The organism is Candidatus Nitrosotalea okcheonensis (assembly GCF_900177045.1).
GTDB lineage: Archaea > Thermoproteota > Nitrososphaeria > Nitrososphaerales > Nitrosopumilaceae > Nitrosotalea > Nitrosotalea okcheonensis.
In genome coordinates this window covers 1,680,607-1,699,567 of sequence record NZ_LT841358.1, presented here as the reverse complement: position 1 = coordinate 1,699,567, position 18,961 = coordinate 1,680,607, and the positions used below count along the sequence as shown (strand labels likewise).

At 35.6% G+C, this 18,961-nt stretch carries 21 protein-coding genes and 1 tRNA gene; 13 read left to right on the top strand and 9 right to left on the bottom strand.

What is annotated here, in order from left to right:
• Nucleotide 1 precedes the first annotated feature (1 nt).
• A complete protein-coding gene (locus BQ3481_RS09980; RefSeq protein WP_157928127.1) occupies nt 2-226 on the top strand; it encodes a hypothetical protein in 225 nt (74 codons plus the stop codon).
• On the top strand, nt 216-614 hold the full coding sequence (locus tag BQ3481_RS09975) for a pyridoxamine 5'-phosphate oxidase family protein (protein ID WP_157928126.1): 399 nt from the start codon (nt 216-218) through the stop codon (nt 612-614). Before BQ3481_RS09980 ends, BQ3481_RS09975 begins: the two co-directional genes overlap by 11 nt.
• Here BQ3481_RS09975 and BQ3481_RS09970 read toward each other — a convergent pair.
• Nucleotides 611-1,783: an aminotransferase class I/II-fold pyridoxal phosphate-dependent enzyme gene (locus BQ3481_RS09970; RefSeq protein ID WP_157928125.1), complete on the bottom strand. Its 1,173-nt coding sequence runs from the start codon at nt 1,781-1,783 to the stop codon at nt 611-613. The two genes, BQ3481_RS09975 and BQ3481_RS09970, sit on opposite strands and share 4 nt — an antisense overlap.
• Nucleotides 1,784-1,826: 43 nt before the next feature.
• Between BQ3481_RS09970 and BQ3481_RS09965 the strand changes: the two genes are divergently transcribed.
• Nucleotides 1,827-1,901 (top strand) — tRNA-Arg (locus tag BQ3481_RS09965).
• A gap of 85 nt (nt 1,902-1,986) precedes the next feature.
• On the opposite strand, the gene BQ3481_RS09960 is transcribed toward BQ3481_RS09965, so the two are convergent.
• A complete protein-coding gene (locus BQ3481_RS09960; protein WP_157928124.1) occupies nt 1,987-2,292 on the bottom strand; it encodes a hypothetical protein in 306 nt (101 codons plus the stop codon).
• Nucleotides 2,293-2,419: 127 nt separating this feature from the next.
• On the opposite strand from BQ3481_RS09960, the gene BQ3481_RS09955 reads away from it, so the two are divergent.
• Nucleotides 2,420-2,914, top strand: coding sequence for a hypothetical protein (locus BQ3481_RS09955; protein WP_157928123.1), 495 nt, complete (start codon nt 2,420-2,422; stop codon nt 2,912-2,914).
• Here BQ3481_RS09955 and BQ3481_RS09950 read toward each other — a convergent pair.
• Nucleotides 2,878-3,462 (bottom strand): hypothetical protein, encoded by a 585-nt coding sequence (locus BQ3481_RS09950; protein ID WP_157928122.1) that lies wholly within the window; start codon nt 3,460-3,462, stop codon nt 2,878-2,880. The genes BQ3481_RS09955 and BQ3481_RS09950 overlap by 37 nt on opposite strands.
• Nucleotides 3,463-3,594: 132 nt before the next feature.
• Between BQ3481_RS09950 and BQ3481_RS09945 the strand changes: the two genes are divergently transcribed.
• Nucleotides 3,595-3,834: a hypothetical protein gene (locus tag BQ3481_RS09945; protein WP_157928121.1), complete on the top strand. Its 240-nt coding sequence runs from the start codon at nt 3,595-3,597 to the stop codon at nt 3,832-3,834.
• 381 nt (nt 3,835-4,215) lie between these two features.
• Here BQ3481_RS09945 and BQ3481_RS11900 read toward each other — a convergent pair whose 3' ends face one another.
• From BQ3481_RS11900 to mtnA, 4 genes are read right to left on the bottom strand one after another with little or no spacing between them, the layout of a single operon-like run.
• On the bottom strand, nt 4,216-4,329 hold the full coding sequence (locus BQ3481_RS11900; RefSeq protein WP_255408358.1) for a type II toxin-antitoxin system PemK/MazF family toxin: 114 nt from the start codon (nt 4,327-4,329) through the stop codon (nt 4,216-4,218).
• Nucleotides 4,330-4,363: 34 nt separating this feature from the next.
• Nucleotides 4,364-4,645: an AbrB/MazE/SpoVT family DNA-binding domain-containing protein gene (locus BQ3481_RS09935; RefSeq protein WP_157928120.1), complete on the bottom strand. Its 282-nt coding sequence runs from the start codon at nt 4,643-4,645 to the stop codon at nt 4,364-4,366.
• 47 nt (nt 4,646-4,692) lie between these two features.
• Entirely contained in the window at nt 4,693-5,322 is a 630-nt protein-coding gene (locus BQ3481_RS09930) for a PqqD family peptide modification chaperone (protein ID WP_157928119.1), read from the bottom strand.
• A gap of 33 nt (nt 5,323-5,355) precedes the next feature.
• On the bottom strand, nt 5,356-6,417 hold the full coding sequence (mtnA, locus tag BQ3481_RS09925) for an S-methyl-5-thioribose-1-phosphate isomerase (RefSeq protein ID WP_157928118.1): 1,062 nt from the start codon (nt 6,415-6,417) through the stop codon (nt 5,356-5,358).
• Between the two features lie 86 nt (nt 6,418-6,503).
• Here mtnA and BQ3481_RS09920 point away from each other — a divergent pair, with 86 nt between their 5' ends.
• A complete protein-coding gene (locus BQ3481_RS09920) occupies nt 6,504-7,514 on the top strand; it encodes an SIS domain-containing protein (RefSeq protein WP_320410696.1) in 1,011 nt (336 codons plus the stop codon).
• Between the two features lie 30 nt (nt 7,515-7,544).
• Here the strand turns inward: BQ3481_RS09920 and BQ3481_RS09915 are convergent, their stop codons facing one another.
• On the bottom strand, nt 7,545-9,470 hold the full coding sequence (locus tag BQ3481_RS09915; RefSeq protein ID WP_157928117.1) for a hypothetical protein: 1,926 nt from the start codon (nt 9,468-9,470) through the stop codon (nt 7,545-7,547).
• Nucleotides 9,471-9,560: 90 nt separating this feature from the next.
• Between BQ3481_RS09915 and BQ3481_RS09910 the strand changes: the two genes are divergently transcribed.
• The 7 genes from BQ3481_RS09910 to BQ3481_RS09880 all read left to right on the top strand — a co-directional run bounded on the left by BQ3481_RS09910 (nt 9,561) and on the right by BQ3481_RS09880 (nt 17,922).
• On the top strand, nt 9,561-10,397 hold the full coding sequence (locus tag BQ3481_RS09910) for a sugar phosphate nucleotidyltransferase (protein ID WP_157928116.1): 837 nt from the start codon (nt 9,561-9,563) through the stop codon (nt 10,395-10,397).
• A 29-nt stretch (nt 10,398-10,426) separates the two neighbouring features.
• Nucleotides 10,427-11,734, top strand: a complete 1,308-nt coding sequence (locus BQ3481_RS09905; protein WP_157928115.1) for a UDP-glucose dehydrogenase family protein — start codon at nt 10,427-10,429, stop codon at nt 11,732-11,734.
• Nucleotides 11,735-11,833: 99 nt separating this feature from the next.
• On the top strand, nt 11,834-14,074 hold the full coding sequence (locus tag BQ3481_RS09900) for a polysaccharide deacetylase family protein (RefSeq protein WP_157928114.1): 2,241 nt from the start codon (nt 11,834-11,836) through the stop codon (nt 14,072-14,074).
• Nucleotides 14,075-14,081: 7 nt separating this feature from the next.
• Nucleotides 14,082-15,029, top strand: coding sequence for an NAD-dependent epimerase/dehydratase family protein (locus BQ3481_RS09895; protein WP_157928113.1), 948 nt, complete (start codon nt 14,082-14,084; stop codon nt 15,027-15,029).
• 76 nt (nt 15,030-15,105) lie between these two features.
• A complete protein-coding gene (locus tag BQ3481_RS09890; protein ID WP_157928112.1) occupies nt 15,106-15,942 on the top strand; it encodes a 5-deoxy-glucuronate isomerase in 837 nt (278 codons plus the stop codon).
• Complete coding sequence (locus tag BQ3481_RS09885; protein WP_157928111.1) at nt 15,926-17,140, top strand: ATP-grasp domain-containing protein; 1,215 nt, start codon at nt 15,926-15,928, stop codon at nt 17,138-17,140. Before BQ3481_RS09890 ends, BQ3481_RS09885 begins: the two co-directional genes overlap by 17 nt.
• 5 nt (nt 17,141-17,145) lie before the next feature.
• On the top strand, nt 17,146-17,922 hold the full coding sequence (locus tag BQ3481_RS09880) for an SDR family NAD(P)-dependent oxidoreductase (RefSeq protein WP_157928110.1): 777 nt from the start codon (nt 17,146-17,148) through the stop codon (nt 17,920-17,922).
• A 24-nt stretch (nt 17,923-17,946) separates the two neighbouring features.
• On the opposite strand, the gene BQ3481_RS09875 is transcribed toward BQ3481_RS09880, so the two are convergent.
• Entirely contained in the window at nt 17,947-18,855 is a 909-nt protein-coding gene (locus BQ3481_RS09875; protein ID WP_157928109.1) for a class I SAM-dependent methyltransferase, read from the bottom strand.
• Nucleotides 18,856-18,961: the final 106 nt, after the last annotated feature.

Genomic DNA, 18,961 nt, shown 5'->3' with positions numbered 1-18,961 from the left:
CATGGGACAGGTAAGAAGAAAGAATTGGTTTACTGCAATGGGTGTACTGTTCATTGTTGTAGCATCCATTGCAATCATACGGGATTTGCTCATATGGGGACCAGAGTTTACGTCAGACTTTTTTACGTCTTCTGACATTACAAGTGAAAAGATATCTGTAGCCATGTTTGGTATAGCAGGATTTCTCATTATTTTGGGGCTGCGGGGAGAAAACTATGAAGAATGAAAAGTTTCTCAAATCACAGAAAATTTTACGGCTTGCTACAATAGGTTCGTCTGGAGTACCTCACATTGTTCCCGTATGGTACAGGTATACAAGCGGTAAATTCTACATAGGAACAAACACAAGTACAAGAAAGGCAAGAAACATCAAGAAAAATCCCAAAGTGTCATTTTGTGTTGATACAGGGATACGATCACCAGACATAGTTGGCGTGATGGGAACTGGAAGGGCAAAATTGATCCTGGAAAAAAAATTGGTTGGATCACTTGCAAAAAAGATCTTGCTTCGATATTTTAAGAGTCTGAAAAATAAATCAGCACAGCAGCTCTTTGACCAGACTGACTGTATCATACAAATAACTCCAGGAAAGGTCACAGAGTGGAAGTACTAGGCAACAAATTTTTCTATCTTATCCAGTGCACCCTGCAATATTGGAATGTCGGGCAGAAAGACCATCCTAAAGTGGCCTGTGCCATATTTTGTTCCAAATCCAGAGCCGTGGACTGTAAGGATTCCGGTTTCCTTCAATAGTTCTGTTACAAATTCTTTGTCTGAACCATACTTGTTGTGCTCTATTTTTGGAAATGCATAAAATGCACCCTTTGGATTTGAGCAGCTGATGCCGTTCATTTCGTTCAGTCGCTTTATTGTATAGTCTCGTCTCTTTTTGAGATCAGAGACAAAATTGGATACATAATCCTGCGGTCCGTTCAGTGATTCTAGTGCGGCATACTGTACTGGAAGATTTGTTGCAATCCTCACCCTAGATAACTTTGGTACATTTTCTCTCAATAGTTCCAGTCTCTTTGATTGGTTAAATGCGATATATCCAACTCTCCAGCCAGACATCAGGTGAACCTTTGAGAATCCATTAAGTAATATTACAGGCGAGTCACCGCTGACCTTGCCTATTCCGGTGAATTTTTCGTCAAATACAATCTGGTCGTATATTTCATCACAGATGATGTACAGGTCATGCTCGTTTGCAAGGTCAACTAGATCCTTCAGTGACTTTTCGCTAAATACTACACCTGTGGGATTGTTTGGACTGATAAGGCATATTGCAACTGTCTTTTCTGTAATTTTTGATCGTATATCACCAAGATCAGGAGTTGAGCTGTGCAGGTCCACTAGAAATTCAATTGGTTTTCCTCCAAACAGTCTTACGTATGATGCATATGGTGGATAGTACGGTCCAGGTATCAGGACCTCGTCACCTGTTTCCACAATAGATGCCATTATCATTTCCAGACCTTCTGATACTCCGTTTGTTACCAGGATGTCATCTTCTAAAACCCGGAGACTTTTTTTTGCCTCTTTTTTTGCAATTGCTTGCCGTAGTTCTGGGAGTCCCTCTGATGATGCATAATAATTCTGTCCGTCTCGTATTGCCTTGATGAATGCCTCTTTTACTCTGTCAGGTGGCTGGAATCCGTACTGGAGCGGGTCTCCGATGTTAAGATATGTTATATTTTTTCCCTGTTTCTGAAGTTTTCTTGCCTCCAGTGCAATATCCCGTATTGCATACTCGACTCCTGCCACCCTTTGTGAAATCTTCAATTACCTAGACAGATATTTAGCCCCGTTAAATTCTTAATTAATTGGACTCGTTGCATAGCCAGGATAGTGCGGGTGGCTTCGGACCACCAGGTCGTGGGTTCGAATCCCACCGAGCCCTTTACTTGATGAGTCTATAACCAGTCAAATGCATACAACAGTGTGAAAACGATGTTTCAATCAATATGGCATTCATCAATATAAGATTACAGAAACCCAAGTTCCAATTCTGTGCCTTTTACATCAAACCTTTTTTCATTATTTGTCAAGCCAAATTTGTTACAAAGAATTTTGATTAATTTTCTCCCCTGAACTGGTACAAGATTTTTCAAGTCACAATAGATTTTTCTCTTGATACCGACAAATGAAGTTTGGTTCTCATTCCATTGCATGCTCTGCATTGGGTGTTTATAGCACGGCAAAAATCTAAGGGATGCCAAAAAAGATATCTTGAGACAATCAACATCTTCCTGGATTACCTTGGTTTTGATATCTTTTATCTTAACTGACATGTAATAATTGGATATTCTTTTTAATTATTCAAGTTTTTGCGCATTCTATGTATTTTTCATTAGATCTCTAAGACAGAATTTTTCAAACCCTTGATAATAAATAGACGGAAATTCAGATCATGTCTGTATGAGATTTCAGATTTCTTTATTCTATGTTGGGATTTTATCCATCATAACAGGATCAATTGGAGCTGGAATTATTTTATCAGAATCAAGCAAGAGCGCTAACAGTTTTTTGCTTGAGAATCTTGAAGCCAATAATATTCCAGTAAAGATCCAAGGAGATGGAATTGGGTATTATCTGATATCATCTGATAGTTACCAGAATGATATTTTGGCTAAAGTGATTGATCCGCATGGAAACACTCTTGATATAAGAAAAATAACAAACAAGGTCACGGTTGACTATTTTCATTTTGAACATGGCGATCAGGTTACACTAGAGGTTACCAATCTTTCCGACAAGCCTGTAAACATTACAGCTACAATAGGAGATACAAGAGTGCAGGAGATCATGTTTCCTGCAGTATTGATATTTGCAGGTGCTCTTATCTTGGTCTTTTCTGGATATAGAAAGTTAAAAAACTACATTATAGAGCAGCCAGACGAGAACAAGTCATAGACTGGGATGCACAACATGATTGCGCCAACCAGCAAGGACAAGTTGAATCCTATCCAGGTAGCAGAAAATATCACATTTACAATTGCAAATGGGACAAGCTTTTTTGTCTTGGTGTAGCCAAACTTTGAGAGCGTGAGAAAGCCCCCGATAGAGGCCAGCAACAATCCGGATTCTATGGTAAGATGGGATGATGTTACCAGCCCGTCAATTCCATATATCTCGTGGAAGCTGTAATCAACATAGCCCCCTCCAAGCTGCATTACAGAGCCTGCAAGCAATAATACCATCCCAATGATTACCTTTCTGTTCTTCAAGGATAAAATGGTTCCAAATGATGCAGAAAGTGCCACTATGCTCACTCCTGTATATACAGTAACATGCTGGATGGTCCAGAAACTGTCCGGTATTTTTAGCGCATGTGATGCCGAGTCCCATATTCCCCCAATCAGTACACTAGAGGTGCCAAGGACTGCCATGACTGCGGCGATAAACAGTAGATCATTTTGTCGTGATAGAAATGATTTTGATACAATTTGCGGTATTACCATACTCACACTCGAAATGATCTTGTTATATAGAATTTTGTTATGGGATTTTTAGCATCTTGTTTTATTGATTTTTATCTGTGGGTGTGATTTTTTGGAAATGACTATTATACTGGATTGTGGTAACATGATACCATGAGTCCAGGCATAGGATTGATGAAGAGAAGACTTCCGACAGAAAAGGAAGCGATACCTGTTGCGGTGTCAGGGCTAGTGCAAAAATATGGAGTCAAGCCAGATGGCATCAAGACACTAGAGACCAAGTTTGATGTTGACGGTGGAGACTGGTATGTGGCACTTGGGTTTGGAGAGAAGCGAGCCATAGTAAAGATGGATTCTGTGCAAGGTACGGTAACCGAGATTAGAGAGATCTAGAATCTATTTTCTAAATTGCATGTCAAGATATTCGGACTTGGCAATTCTCATGATACAAGTGAAAATCACATCATTCAATCAGATCTAGTATTTTCTTGATTCTGGTGTAAGTATCAATTGTGGATTCTACCTTATGTTCATTCGGACTGGTCCTGTAGAAACCATCCAATCTGTAAAATAGTATGTAGGTTTGTCTCCATAGTTTTTATTCTTTGACCTCATCTGGAATTATTTTCTGCCTGTATTGTAACAATAAGCAGTTTTTACATACACAGTCATCATATGTGATTTCTTTACCTGATAATTTGGATTCTTTGGAACACCAACATGATTCATTTTCTTGACATTCAAAAGAAGAACCGCATTTCATACAATTCTTTTTCATCTTCGTGGCATAGCGATAAAATCTCCAAACTTTCTGTTGTATTTGTCATTTGATAAGACCAACACAGGCCTTACTTTGGAACTTTTTAGATCTGAGAATGGAAATGAGATTAAGACTTATCTCTTTGTAAAATCATTTATCATTTCACTTTTTCAGATACTGGTTCCAGATTTCATCATCTTTGTTTAACCACAGCTTATGCAGTGATTGTTCAGATAGCGATTTAATATCTGCAAACTCATCTTTTAGACTCTTTGTCATCCTTTCAGATTTTTCAAGGATTATTTTTTCTCCTTTTCTGACAAGAATTATCTCGTCGCCTTTTTTTATTCCTATTTCTTTTTGTATATTAGAAGGTAGGGTTATCTGTCCTTTTGCTGAAACTTTAATCGATCTGAATTTTAGATTGTCAGTAGCTGCTTTCATGACCAGAGTAAGAACTTTCTTACTTTTAGGTTAGATGTCCAAAAGATCTATTTTTTAAATTGTACGTTAGATACTTCGGGCTCTTTTATTATTATCAATCCACCATCACGTAGTTGCTGTATCAACTGCAAGACTTCTTTTTCCATCTGGCCTCGCTGTATTCCAACTTGTTTTGCAAAAAGATCAACTAGTTCTGTAATTTTTCTTTGTCCATTGCATAATTTCCAAAATTCTACTATGGCTTGATTTACCATGAACCCTTGCTGTTTTTCATCCATTAGAATGAGAGAACCGTCTTCTTGTTTTACCAGTGAGCCTACACCCTGTGGCATGGCGATCTCATAGTTAATCGGTGCAACAGTTTTTTGTTTTCCATAGTTTATCATTTTCTTTCCCTCGTCTGACATTTTTTCTGGAGTCCACGCTGGCTCCCATACAATTTCTACATCTACTGCAGATACTCCTGGAACTTTGGTTACGTAACGTTTTACATCAGTAACTAGTGTATCATGTAACGGACAACCACGTGTTGTCATTGTCATTTTGATGTCTACTTTATTGTCAGGATTGATGCTAACGCCATAGATTAATCCCATATCCACCACACTGATTGGAATCTCTGGGTCCATGCATTGTTTTAGTGAATCCAGTACCTGTTGTGAAGTGACAGTTGTCATGAATTGAGTTGTTTCTACAATGAAATAAATACTTTACAACTTGGACTCGAATAATTTTTTGATTGATATCTCAAATGGTGGTTTTGCAATACCTGCCTCGGTTATGATTCCAGATATCAGCTCAGGTGGGGTCATGTCAAATGCCGGGTTTATCACGTTGATTCCGTCAGGTGCTGTCTTTTTTCCTGCCACTCCTGTCACCTCGCTTGCCTTTCTTTGTTCTATTATGATGTCATCAGGTTTGTTTTTTAGGTCAAATGTTGAGAGTGGTGCTGCAACATAAAATGGAATGTTGTGCTGTCTTGCCATCGTAGCTACTTGGTATGTGCCAATTTTATTGTAGACATGTCCTGTGCTTAAGATTCGGTCTGCACCAACTACTACCTTGTTGACCAGTCCCTTTGCCATTGCATAACCTACTGCGGTATCTGGGATTAGGCTGACATCAATGTTATCATGTTGTAGTTCAAATGCTGTCAGCCTTGAGCCTTGCATTACAGGCCTTGTTTCTGTTGCTATAACCTTGATGTTTTTTCCGCTGTCCTTTGTTGCACGGATTACACCAAGTGCGGTTCCATATCCTACTGTAGCTAGTGCTCCTGCGTTGCAGTGGGTCATAATAACATCATTGTTTGAAAATAGTTCAGAGCCGAATTTTCCCATCCTCATGTTGATTTCAACATCTTCGACTGCCATCTTTTGTGCTGTTTCCACAACTTGTTTTCTGATTTCGTTTGTATCATTCCCTTTCTTTGCTGTTTCCATTATTTTTTCCAGTCCCCATGCTAGGTTTACAGCAGTCGGTCTTGTCTCAAAAAGGATTTTTTTTGCCTTTTCCATGTCTTCTAGCAATTTTTCTTTTGTCTTTGCCTTACTTTGTAAAGATGCAAGTGCCAGACCAAATGCTCCTGCAACCCCGATTGCAGGTGCACCTCGCACTACAAGATTTCGTATGGCGTCAGCCACCTTGTTATAATCTTTGAATTTTACATATTCGAGTTTGTTTGGAAGCTTTGTCTGGTCAATCATGATTACAGTATTGTTCTTCCACTCTACTGTTTTCAAGCTAGAGTGAATCTTTGTTTCTTGCTTCAATATTTGTTTAAAATTCTGGCTTTTTTATAATCGTTACATGTTTTACTATTAAACATTATATTGCAATCAGTATTTCAAGTCAACAGTTGCTCAATCATAATACATTAAACAAGTATGATGTTTCAGGTATGTACAAGGTATATGATACATGGCCTAAAATTGCAAGAGATTCATATCTATCCCCTCAAGAGTTAATTGATTTTGATAATATAGATCACATAGTATTTGCAGGCATGGGTGGTTCAGGCGCAATTGGGGATATTTTATCAGCCATACTTTCCAAGACAAATATTCATGTAGCAGTAGTAAAAGGATATCATCCCCCAAATACAGTAGATTCAAAAACACTAGTTGTTACCACTAGCATTTCAGGAAATACTGCTGAAACTTTATCTGTACTTGACACTGCAAGAAAGACAAAGTGTAGATTAATCGCATTTTCTTCAGGGGGGAAAATGCAGGAGTATTGTGTTAGATATAAGGTAGAATATAGAAAAATTCCTAAAATTCATTCGCCGAGAGCATCTTTTCCAGGATTTTTATATTCCATTTTAAAAGTATTAGGACATATACTTCCAGTAAAAGAAAAAGACATACTCGATTCAATTACAGACCTTGAAAAGACCTCAAAGATGATTTCTTCAGAAAATTTGGATAAAGACAATCCATCATTAAAATTAGCAGAGTGGATTTCAGGTATTCCAGATATTTACTATCCATTTGGTTTGCAAGCTGCAGCTGTAAGATTCAAAAACTCACTCCAGGAAAATGCTAAGAGACATGTAATGATTGAGGATGTTATAGAGGCAGGTCATAATGACATAGTAGCATGGGAAAAAAAGGATAGAGTGCAGCCAATTCTTATCGAAGGAAATGACGATTACATCAAGACCAAACAAAGATGGGAGATTCTCAAGAAATATTTCAAGACAAACAAGATCGACTATAGAGAAGTGCATTCGGTAAAGGGTTCCATAATTTCAAAGTTGATCAACTTAATCTATGTTCTAGATTATTCTACAATATACCTTGCCGTTTTGACAAAAACTGATCCATCACCTACAAAGTCTATTGATTTTATCAAGAAGTTATCATAGAATTATAACACACTTTTAGAGAAAAGTAATCTATTTTTTATATTTTTTTGCAAGGGTTTTTGCATTCCTTACCTTTTTGACATACACATCATTTATCTCTCTTATCAAGTCAAGTGTTTGATTATGAATAAGGTCCAGATTAGGAATAACACAGTTGTGGATCAGTCTGCCTCCAGTTGACACAAAGAGGTGATTTTTTGTATCAATGGAATATACGTCTTGTTCTGATTCCTGGTGTACAGTCTTTGTAGTTTTGATCATGTACAGATTATTATTTATGATATGCCACAAGTTCTTGCTGTGATTTCTTGTAATTTGTGACTCTGAAAAGCCTGCAACAGATGCAAGACTGTTATACTGTGTTTCCTTCTTTGAGACAAGAGAGTACAATAATCCACCCTTAATGGTCCTTCCATCTATCACACTTGGACAAGGGATATTTTCAGTTAGTGTCATTACATATCCCATAGAGAGTAGCAAGATGTCAAGACCTGCTGCCAGCATTTTAGAGGAGGTCCCTGTCTGAACCATTCCAATCTCGGGTGCAAAAGAGCCATCTCTCCTAAAGTATCCACTTAGGAACTCTTCTTTCATTTTTCTTGGTGCAAAATAGATAAATTCTGGAAGACCTTTTACATTTGAATTTCTTCCACAGCCCAGAATATCAGCAATAAATAATGAAAGTGGGGTTGACTTGACTCCAACATGGGTTACATTGTTTTGTGTTGTTGTGATGTAATAGTTTATTCCCATTGACTCCAGAATCCTGCAAACATCTGAGATGTAGATAGTTTCATTTTTGTTAAAAAAGAATCTCACAGAATATCCTTTACCATAGTTACTTACCGAGCCTTCTGCTACATAATATCCCAAGAGTCTGCAAAAGTCTTCAGTGATTGCGATTGATCTTGGCATGTTAAATCCCAATCTCCAGTTTTTTGATTCAAAATCAAAGAATTGTTTGACATCAAGTTCTGGTAGCTGTGCCATAAATGGTATGTAATCGTTTGTCTTGACTTGTTTTGCAAACCTTTCTGATAGATCATCTGATACTAGCATTAGGTGTTCATCCGTAGTTGTTATAGAACGGTTTGTTCTTGATGTTAAAGTGATCATCGTACCAGAAAACGTTCTCTTCCATTTTGCAGTAACTTTATCAAAGAATGGTTTTCTGTTTTCTTGTTCATATGATAATATATCATTTGCATAATCCTTGTCTACATAGTCTTTTATGGTAACTGGTCTCATGCCCATCTGAGTCTTGATAAATACAATCTCGTTTCCATCAAGACAGTGACCACCAATGAAACCAGGAAACATTTTTGGTCTGTTACCCAAGAATTTGTGAATCTCATCTGAAAAAGACCACATTTCATCATAATTGACTTTGTGTTGTATTGCAATCATATTGCTTAGTTGTGCATAGTTAATCAGCCATCCATAGTATGATGTATCCACAACTATTTTTGCAAGCTCAAGAGTAATTGGTGAAGACATTTGCTTTGTCTTAACTCCTGCTTTTTTCATAAGTTGAACATATTTTGAAGAAGCCCATGATCTTTTAGGAGCATTGGATTCAATTGCATAAAATTTTGCATATCTCTTCAAATCACTTAACATTCTTTTATGAACACCCCTAGTAGCACTATAGATTACAGGCACAGTAAGTTTAGATTGTAGTTTAGAGGTGGTTCCAGGACTTATGGTACTGTGTATGACAATTATATCAGGATTGAATTTTGTAGAAAGAGAAATTACATTTTTAATAAAACTATCAGAAAACGGAATGCATACATGAAGAAATGAGGTTTGTACTTGATCATATTTCTGAAATTTTTTTTCATCCATTAGTTTTTCGTTTATATCATAACCTATTGTTAGCACATCTTTGGAAATTAGTTGTAATATCGGCTTTCCTATCTCTCCCAGACCTGCGACCACATTCTTTGTTTTCAATCACTAGACTTTTACAATCCACCTAAATTAACTAATAGATTTGTTCATAGACAAGGAAAACCATTTTAGACAGTGTGAAAGAAGTGTGACATGATAAAAGCTGTAATTACCGCAGCAGGTAGAGGGACTAGACTTTTACCAATGACAAAAGAAATGCCAAAGGAAATGATGCCAGTCTTTTCAAAAATTTATGGTGATGGACCAGTGGTTCTGCCACTTTTACAATTAATATTTGAGCAGATTTATTCTTGCAATATTCGAGATTATTGTTTCATAGTAGGCAGAGAGAAAAGATCAATTGAAGACCATTTCACTCCTGATCATGATTTTCTGAAGATTTTATCAGATAGAAATAAATCAATCATATCCAAATTTTACAGAAAAATTGAACAATCTCACTTGGTTTGGGTTAATCAAAATAGTCCAAAAGGATTTGGTGATGCAGTAAAACATGCAGAGCGATTTGTAGGAAATGATGATTTAGTAGTTCATGCTGGCGATGTTTCAATAATAGGAAAATCACCACATCCAATCAGTCGATTGATTGATGTTGGAAAGGATCCTTCAATATCAGCAGTTTTACTAGTAAGAAAAGTAAAAGATCCTAAAAGACATGGCATACCTGTTTTAAGAAAGATATCAAAGACATCATTTCTCGTAGAAGAAGTTGAAGAAAAGCCAGAAAGACCCAAGTCAAACATGGGATTAATGCCTCTTTACTTTTTCAAGCCTAAAATTTTTGAGTGTCTTAGAAAGATAAAGCCTGGAAAAGGGGGAGAATACCAACTTACAGATGCAATCCAGAGACTAATAGAGGAAGGCGAAAAAGTAATAGCTATTCCCGTGAACTCTTATGAAGATGTACTCGATGTTGGAACTGTTGAATCCTTCAAACAATCACAAGAGATCTCCTTTAGACGCGCATAATTTTTAATCTGTGGTAAATCAGACATATCATGAAGATAGGCATAGTAGGTCTTGGATTTGTTGGACTCTCTTTTGCATCAGTATTGGGATCAAAAGGGTACTCTATCATAGGAATAGATTCAGATAAAACAAAAGTTGCAAAGATAAAGACCGGAAGATCTCCTTTTTACGAGCCAAAATTAGATGAATTATTGAAATCTGCATTAAAAAAATCTCTAACAATATCAACAGATGTCAGATTGGCAGTAAATCAATGTGATATCATTTTTGTAACAGTTGGGACACCCCTTTCAGAAAAAGGACAGATTGACTTGACTATTTTAAAATCAGCCATAGAAGAAATAGGAAACATTCTTGCAACAGAGAACAAAAAACCAATTCTGGTAATCAAGAGCACTGTTGTACCCGGCACTACAAATGATTTTGTCATGCCAATAATAAAAAATAAAATTGGCAAAAAAATAAGCAAGATTAGAATTTTAACTAATCCTGAATTTTTGAGAGAGGGAAAATCAATTGATGACACATTAAAACCACATATAGTTGTCATAGGAGGTAACAATGATGAGTCAGTAAAATTAAAGAAATTTTATCAGCATCTCTACGGAGTAAAGATTCCAATCATTTTAACAAATCATCAGACTGCAGAATTGATAAAATATGCAAACAATTCATTTTTGGCAACCAAGATTAGTTTTGTCAATCAAATTGCAAATATTTGTCAATCAATACCAGGAACCAACATTGAAGACGTTGCAAAAGCAATAGGACTAGATCCTAGAATTGGAAGTCTTTTTTTAAAAGCTGGTCCTGGTTATGGAGGCTCTTGCCTGCCAAAAGATTTGCAGGCACTAATTGCATTTTCTTCAAAAACAGGAGTTGAGCCCATTCTACTCAAGGCAGTACAAGAAACAAATAATTCTCAGGTAAAGAAGATTTTAGATTTGATAGAAAGATCAATAGGAAACATAAATGGAAAACAGATTACCATTTTAGGATTATCATTTAAAGAAGATAGTGATGACATAAGAGAGTCTGTTTCGATAAAATTAATCAATTTACTCTTAAAAAAGAATGTAAAGATAATCGCCCACGACCCAAAGGCAATAGAAAATACAAGATCGGTGTTTGGTAACAAGATAAGATTTTTTGATTCAGTAAAAAAGGCATTAAGAGATAGTCAATGTGTTGTAATAATGACCCCATGGAAACAGTATAGTGGCATTAAAAATGCCGATTTTCAGAAAATGCGGAGAAAATTTGTAATAGATACTAGACGAATTTTAAATCATAAAAATCTCGATATAGAGTATCATGCGTTAGGTCTTGGAGAATAAACTATTTCAAATCAGGATGAAAAGTTCTTTATTATTCTACATTTAAAAGAAACTTACAAGATGTCAAAATTATATCTATATTCGATTTTTCATGGAAATTTGAACTATTCATCCATTCCTCCAGAATCATATGATGAAATTATCGATTCGTGTTACTGGCCGATTCTAGACATATTAAAGGACTATAAATTCAAAACAGGAATTGAGTTTCCTATTGCAACTCTTGAAAAGATAGAAGACATAGATCCTCTTTTCATAGAAGAATTTAGAAAGGCAATCTCAAACAAAAAATGTGAGATAATTTGTTCAGGCAAGGAACAGGTGGTTTTTCCACTAGTTCCAGAGGATGTGAATCAGGTCAACATTTCTACTGGTAAAGATGAGATGGAAAGGTTGTTTTCCATTCAATGTAACACGGCATATATCAACGAACAGCTGTTCAGCTCTGGTCTTGTTCCCATTTATCTAGATGCAAAGATCAAAAACATTATAACAATACACGAGTGGGCAAACAAGTTTTCAGATTTTCATGAGGATGAAAAATTTCTTCCTAAAAAAATTGGTTCAAAAAATGATGATCTGGCTATAATTTGGAATAGCTACATAGCATATCAAAAATTTCAGAGATATGTAAATGGAGAGATTGAAAAAGAAGAATACCTTGAATATATTTTAAAACACAAGAAAAAAGCGGATAGTTGTTTTCCGTTGTATGGCTCCGATATGGAGATTTTTGGATATAAAAATCCAGTGTTGGGGTTAAAGGGAGACGGAAAAGAAATTCAGAGATTTAAACTAATTCTAGATGAAATTGAGAAAAAATCGGATTTGGAATTTATTCTCCCAAGTCAAGTCATAGAAAAATTTCCTCCAAGAGATAGAATAAAAATGAATTCGGCAAAATTTGCAATTTTAGGAAAAAAACAGGACAAGTTTATTGTTACAAGATGGGCAACATGTGGACGAGATAACAGCAACAGCAATACAATTTGTTATAATCTTCTAAAGAAGATCAGAATCTTGCAAGGCATGCAAGATGATAAAAACAATAACTTGTATATTTCAAAGTTAATTGATTGTTGGGCAAGCGACTTTCGAACTCATACAACAGAGACAAAATATCTTCATTTTAATGACATCTCCAGATCTCTTAGCAAAGATGTTGATAGAGAGATCTTTTCATGGAATGACAAAATTTCCTTGGAGAAGTCATCTGATCTGATTTTATTTAATCCAAATGAAACAGATTGGGATAAAATACCCTTTGAACTACGACTACATTTTCGCCCAAGAAAGATGAAAGGAAAATTTGAGATAATCATAGATGGAAAACCCATTTCTTCGCAGATAGAGGATGCAAAATATTACAAGGATGGCAGTCTGCGAAGTGCAGTTGTAGTCTTTGAGCCAAGCATAAGGAAAAAAACAATTGCCACTATCACCATCAAAGATACAGGGAAAAAGATAATCTCAAAGAGTATACAGACGGATTCTATAAAAACTCCTACCGTAGAATTATCCATACTCAAGAGAAAAGGCGGAAGCATCTCAGATTTGATATTTCCAAAAATAAGCAAATTACCATTGATAGGATTTTTGGAGCATGGAACTTTTTCAGATACAAAGTTTTCTGCAGACTTTTATTCTGGGCATGTAATTACATTTGACAGAAATGGCAACAAATTCACTGACCTGGTAAACGTTGAGGCTATTGCTGAAGAGGGCAATTTTCCCATCAGAAAGAGACTAGTTTGTAACATGGAATTGCCTTTTGGTCATTTGACTAAAATTTATTACACATATCAAAAACTGGCAAGACTTGACATAAGATATATTTTCAATTTCAAAGAATTTCGACCTGCATCTTTTAGAGTTGGAATGCTAACTGCAAAACCTAATTCCTTTGACAAAAAATCTCTCAACTATGCAACCCATAATGGAGGTAGATTGGAATCATTTACATTGGACAAAGAATCCATAACCCAGGATGAATCTTCTGATCCTCGACTGACCAATCAGGGATGCTTGGGTTCCACAGAAGGCACATTAGATTTGGGAGACAAGAATATTGGAATAACCATGTTTTCTGACAAGTCATTGTGGTATTCTGTTCCCATGATAAACTATCACAATGTAGGAAAAAGTTTCTTTTATAGAATAAGCAACAGTGTTTCTGAACTGGATGATACTACAATGACATGGTGGAAAGGAAGAAAGGAGATATCTTTTTCATTGCTTGGAAGAGAAAAAAGCCCTGAAAACAACTTGAAGACAACCAAAATGATGTTCTTAGGACTGGTGTGCTTTACTAGAAACCCAGATATCAAAGTGATCAAGTGAGAGGAGTATGGAAACAGTGGTAGTTACAGGAGCAGCAGGCTTTATTGGATCACACTTATCTGAGAGACTTTTAAAAGATAAATTCAAGGTAATAGGAATTGATTGTTTTACAAATTATTATTCTAAAGAAATAAAGAAAAAAAATTTGGAAAGATGTCTTCAAAATGAAAATTTTACTTTTATTGAAGATGATTTAATGGATGTAGATCTTGAAACAATTTTCAAAAAAAGTAAATTGTTATTCCATGAAGCTGCACAGCCAGGAGTACGAAGTAGTTGGGGTAAAGAATTTGATGCATATGTAAAGGATAACATCCAAGTCACACAAAGAATTCTAGAAATAGCGAAAGATGTCAAGACTCTGGAGAAAATTGTTATGGCTTCTTCATCTTCAATATATGGGAATCAGCCAGGAAAAATGAGTGAAGATACACTCCCTAGACCAGTATCGCCATATGGTGTAACAAAATTAGCCTCAGAAAACTTGGGGTTTGTCTATGCACAAAACTTCAATCTCCCTATAACCTCATTGCGATATTTTACAGTTTATGGACCAAGGCAAAGACCTGATATGGCTTTTACTAGATTCATTAGAGCAAATTTGGAAGGAAGTAAAATCACAATATATGGAAACGGGAGTCAAAGTAGAGATTTCACTTTTGTTTCAGATATTGTAGATGCCAACATTCTAGTTTCAGAAAGCAAGATTCATGGAAATGCTTTGAATATAGGTGGAGGTAGTGTGCATACAATAAAGGAAGTCATCAAGATGATTGAAAATACAACAGGTGTTGAAAGCAAGATAGTTTTCGAACCCCCGCAAAAAGGCGATGTTTTAAAAACAGAATCCAATATTGAGAAAGCATCCAAGATTTTGCGTTATAAACCAAATATTATGTTAAAGAAGGGTTTGATAGAACAAGTCAATTGGTTTAAAAAGACTTTTGAATGTTAAAAAAATTCACAAGATCCGAGCTTGAGATAATCTTTGAAATATAGATTTTTAAAAGAGGTAATTAGTAGAACAACAATTGAGCTCTGGAAAAGATAAACCGATTTTCTTCAAAAAGAAGGAGCCTAAAGCTGGATATGAGACAATAGTTTCTAAAAATAATACATATCTAAAAGATCTAGAGGTAGGCAGACTAAGACTCGATAAAATAGGCAGTTCTTACAAAGGTAGAACGAGTTCATCGGAGCTTCTTATTGAGATTTTAATTGGAAAGTGTGATGTGAAGATCAAATATGACGAAGGGATAAAAGAATTCAAAGAATTAGGTGACAGGAAAAATGTTTTTGAAAAAGAACCCACAAGCTTACTTATTGGACCCAATTCAGAATATGAAATAACATGTACTTCTACTTCAGTAGACATCCTCATGCCTACGGTAAAACTGAGCGATTCAAAAACTTATGCTCCAGTTTTAATCAAACCTGAAAATGTAGAGATCTATGAGATAGGAGAAGGAAATTTTAAGAGAAAAGTAAGAGTAATACTAGGAGGTAATGGTCCATCAAAAAGATTACGAGGTGGAGAAACAATCAATCTTCCAGGTCAATGGTCTTCTTGGCCCAGACATTCTTTTGACAATCAACCAGAATTAGCTGATCAATTTGAAGAATTTTTCATATATTTCACACAGCCTAAACAGGGTTGGGGTTTACAGAGATGTGATGGCGTATTTGTAGATGGAGAATATAGAGAACAAAGTAAATTGGTCAGAAATGGCGATTATGCAATATTGCCTTTAGGAGACCATCCAATTGTTGCCGCACCAGATACAACTCTTTTGTATACATGGTTTTATGTAAGTCCAGTTCCAAAGATTTATCCAAAATGGGCAGAAGATCATGGCGAATACGCCTGATACCATAATAATAGTCTGTGGTGGCATATTACAGATTCCTGCAGTAGAAGAAGCAAAAAAACTTGGTTTAAAGACAATAGTTACTGATAGAGATCCAAATGCTCCCTGCAGAAATTTAGCTGATGAGTTTTATGTTTTGGACATATATGATGTTAAAGGACATGTAAAACTAGTAAGAAAACTAAAAAAAGAAAATAACATAAAAGGAGTTTTTACAGAAGGATCAGAGGCAACAATTTCTGTTGCAGCAGCTGCAAACGAATTAGGACTACCTTCAATCTCAATAAGATCTGCAATAAATTGCAGAGATAAAACCATGACTAGAAGAATTCTGAGCAAAGCCAAAATACCCATGCCAAGGTGGAAAGAAATTACATCAAGAGATAATCTTTCAAAAGCTGTTAAAGAGATCGGTTTTCCTTTGATAATAAAAGCAGGTAACAATTCAGCATCAAGAGGTTCCACCAAACTATGGAATGAGAAAGGAGTAATTGATGCATACAATTTGGCAAAAAGAAACTCATCAAATGACAAAGTCATAGTAGAAGAATTATGTGAAGGTTATGAGCAGAGTGTTGAGATATTATTTGATAAAAATAAAAAATGTACTTATCTTAACATTGTTGATAGATTTTTCTCTAAAAACAAGTGGTCAATAGAACTCGGTCATGTAAATCCTTCAAATTTATCACCTAAAGAAAAGATGACACTTTTTAAGATAACTCAAGAGGCTGCAAAAGCTATGGGGATAAATTTTGGAGTCTTCAAAGCTGACACTATGATGACTAAGAGAGGTCCAATAGTTTTGGAAGTCACGCCAAGACTATCTGGTGGCTTTGATTCACAAAAGACTACTCCAATATCCAGTGGGCGTAATTTCATAAGAGCAGCCATGATGTTATCCGTGGGATTACCCATAGACAAAAAGGACTTGCGTCACAAATGGAAAAAATATGCTTCTGTTTGGACTGTCTTGTCATCACCCGGAGTAGTTACAAAAATTGATGGTTTGAAAACATTGGAAAAAATAAACGGAATAAAGGAAATTATATTAATAAAGAAAATCGGTAATAAAATTCTCCCAATGACAAGTAGTGCAGTTAGACCCGCTTACATTATTTCAGAGGGAAGTTCGTATCAAGAAGCACTCAATTTGACTCTAGCAGGATCGGATTTAATAAAATATCGTGTAAAGTGAATGTAATGAAAAAACAGACAGCGATAATCACAGGTGCAGGCAGAGGAATAGGCAGAGGAATTGCAGAGAAATTAGCCTCAAAGGGGTTCAATTGCATTTTGATATCTAGAACAGATAAGGAAATAAAACAAGTGACAAAAAAGATCATAAAGAAGGGAGGAATAGCTTCGTTTTTGACATGCGACATAATTGATCCATCATCAGTAAAAGAAATGGTTGAGCAAGTAATTTCAAGACATGAACATATTGACGTTTTGGTAAATTCTGCAGCTTCTGGTCCTGCAATAGGTCCAAGTGAAGATCTCAATATTGAAGAATGGAAAAGAGTAATCGATACAGATTTGACTGGAACTTTTATTGTTTGCAAAGAAGTTGGCAAACAGATGATAAAATCAAAATACGGCAGAATTGTTAACATTTCTAGTTTTCATTCAGTTGCAACATATCCACAAAGAGCTGCATATGCAGCAGCAAAGACCGGTGTAATTGGGCTTACACGAGCATTAGCAGTAGAATGGGCAAAGTATAAGATAACTGTAAATGCAGTTTCTCCAGGTCCCATAAAAACACCCAGAACCAATTGGTTCCTCAGTCTTGATCCAAAAAGTGAATCTCGCATGCTAGCAAGAACGCCACTTGTACGACTAGGAGAAGTTAATGATGTAAGCGCGGCAATAGAATTTCTGACATCTAAAGACGCGGGATTTGTTACAGGACAGAATATAGTAATAGACGGAGGATGGCTGTCTAGTGCTTGGTTTGGAAGTTATAACACAAATTAACGTGATAAGGAAATTATTAGAAAGTTATTTATTTTTTTGAGCATATACAATAAATTCTCTTCCTAAGCCTTTATGTGCAAGATAGTTGTAAAGTTCACGTTTTAATTCATTATATCCAGATGAACGAATAGCAGTTTCAAGTTTCATTCGCATCCCATGAATTTTTTGTCCAACTTTATCATTCCCAACATAATCTAATCCAAACAACAAAAACAATTCAAGAGGAAATGTAGATTCAGTATAAACTATCTTAAACCCAGATTTTCTAAGCAGACTCGTTAATGATTTGGGCGTAAAATAGTTAACATGTTCGGGGGATGCTACCCAGTAGTAAGGTTTTTTCATAGTTTTAATCACAATATTTTGAAGAATATTGAAATCATTTGGAACCTCAAAACAAACTATTCCTCCTTTATTGAGTAAGTTATAACAGCTTTTACATGTGCCAGAGGGATCTATTACATGTTCCAACAGAAACTTGGAATGAATTGCATCAAATTTATCACTTGTATGCGACTGATATTGTTCGAAAAGGGATTCAATAATAGGTATTCCGTTACTCTTAGCATAACGAGCGGCGGTAGTTGAAGGTTCTACACCCAGGACATTCCATCCTCTTTCCTTAGCTCTTTTTAGAAAGAAACCAGGGCCGCAACCTATATCTAAGATTTTTTTCTTTTTCTTTCTGATTTTTGATTCAATAGTATCTAATTTATCATCAAATGTAATATTCCAATATGATAATTCAGATTCATCTTTTTTGATATATTTTGGTTTCATGGATTGATAGAAGTGATGTGCATACATCTTCTCTAGATCCTTTAATTCAGGTATTGGATTAAGATGACAAAATCCACATCTGATACAATCAACAACAGAATATTTTTTTGATTTCCAGATTGGTTTTCCTTTATGAAGATTCAAATTATTCACTTATTACCAGATTTTATAATTGATACCTAGTAAAGTTATTAAAAATTCTGTCTTTGATAAATTTAATTTTATAGTCAACCAATCATGTGAATCAAGCAATTAACGA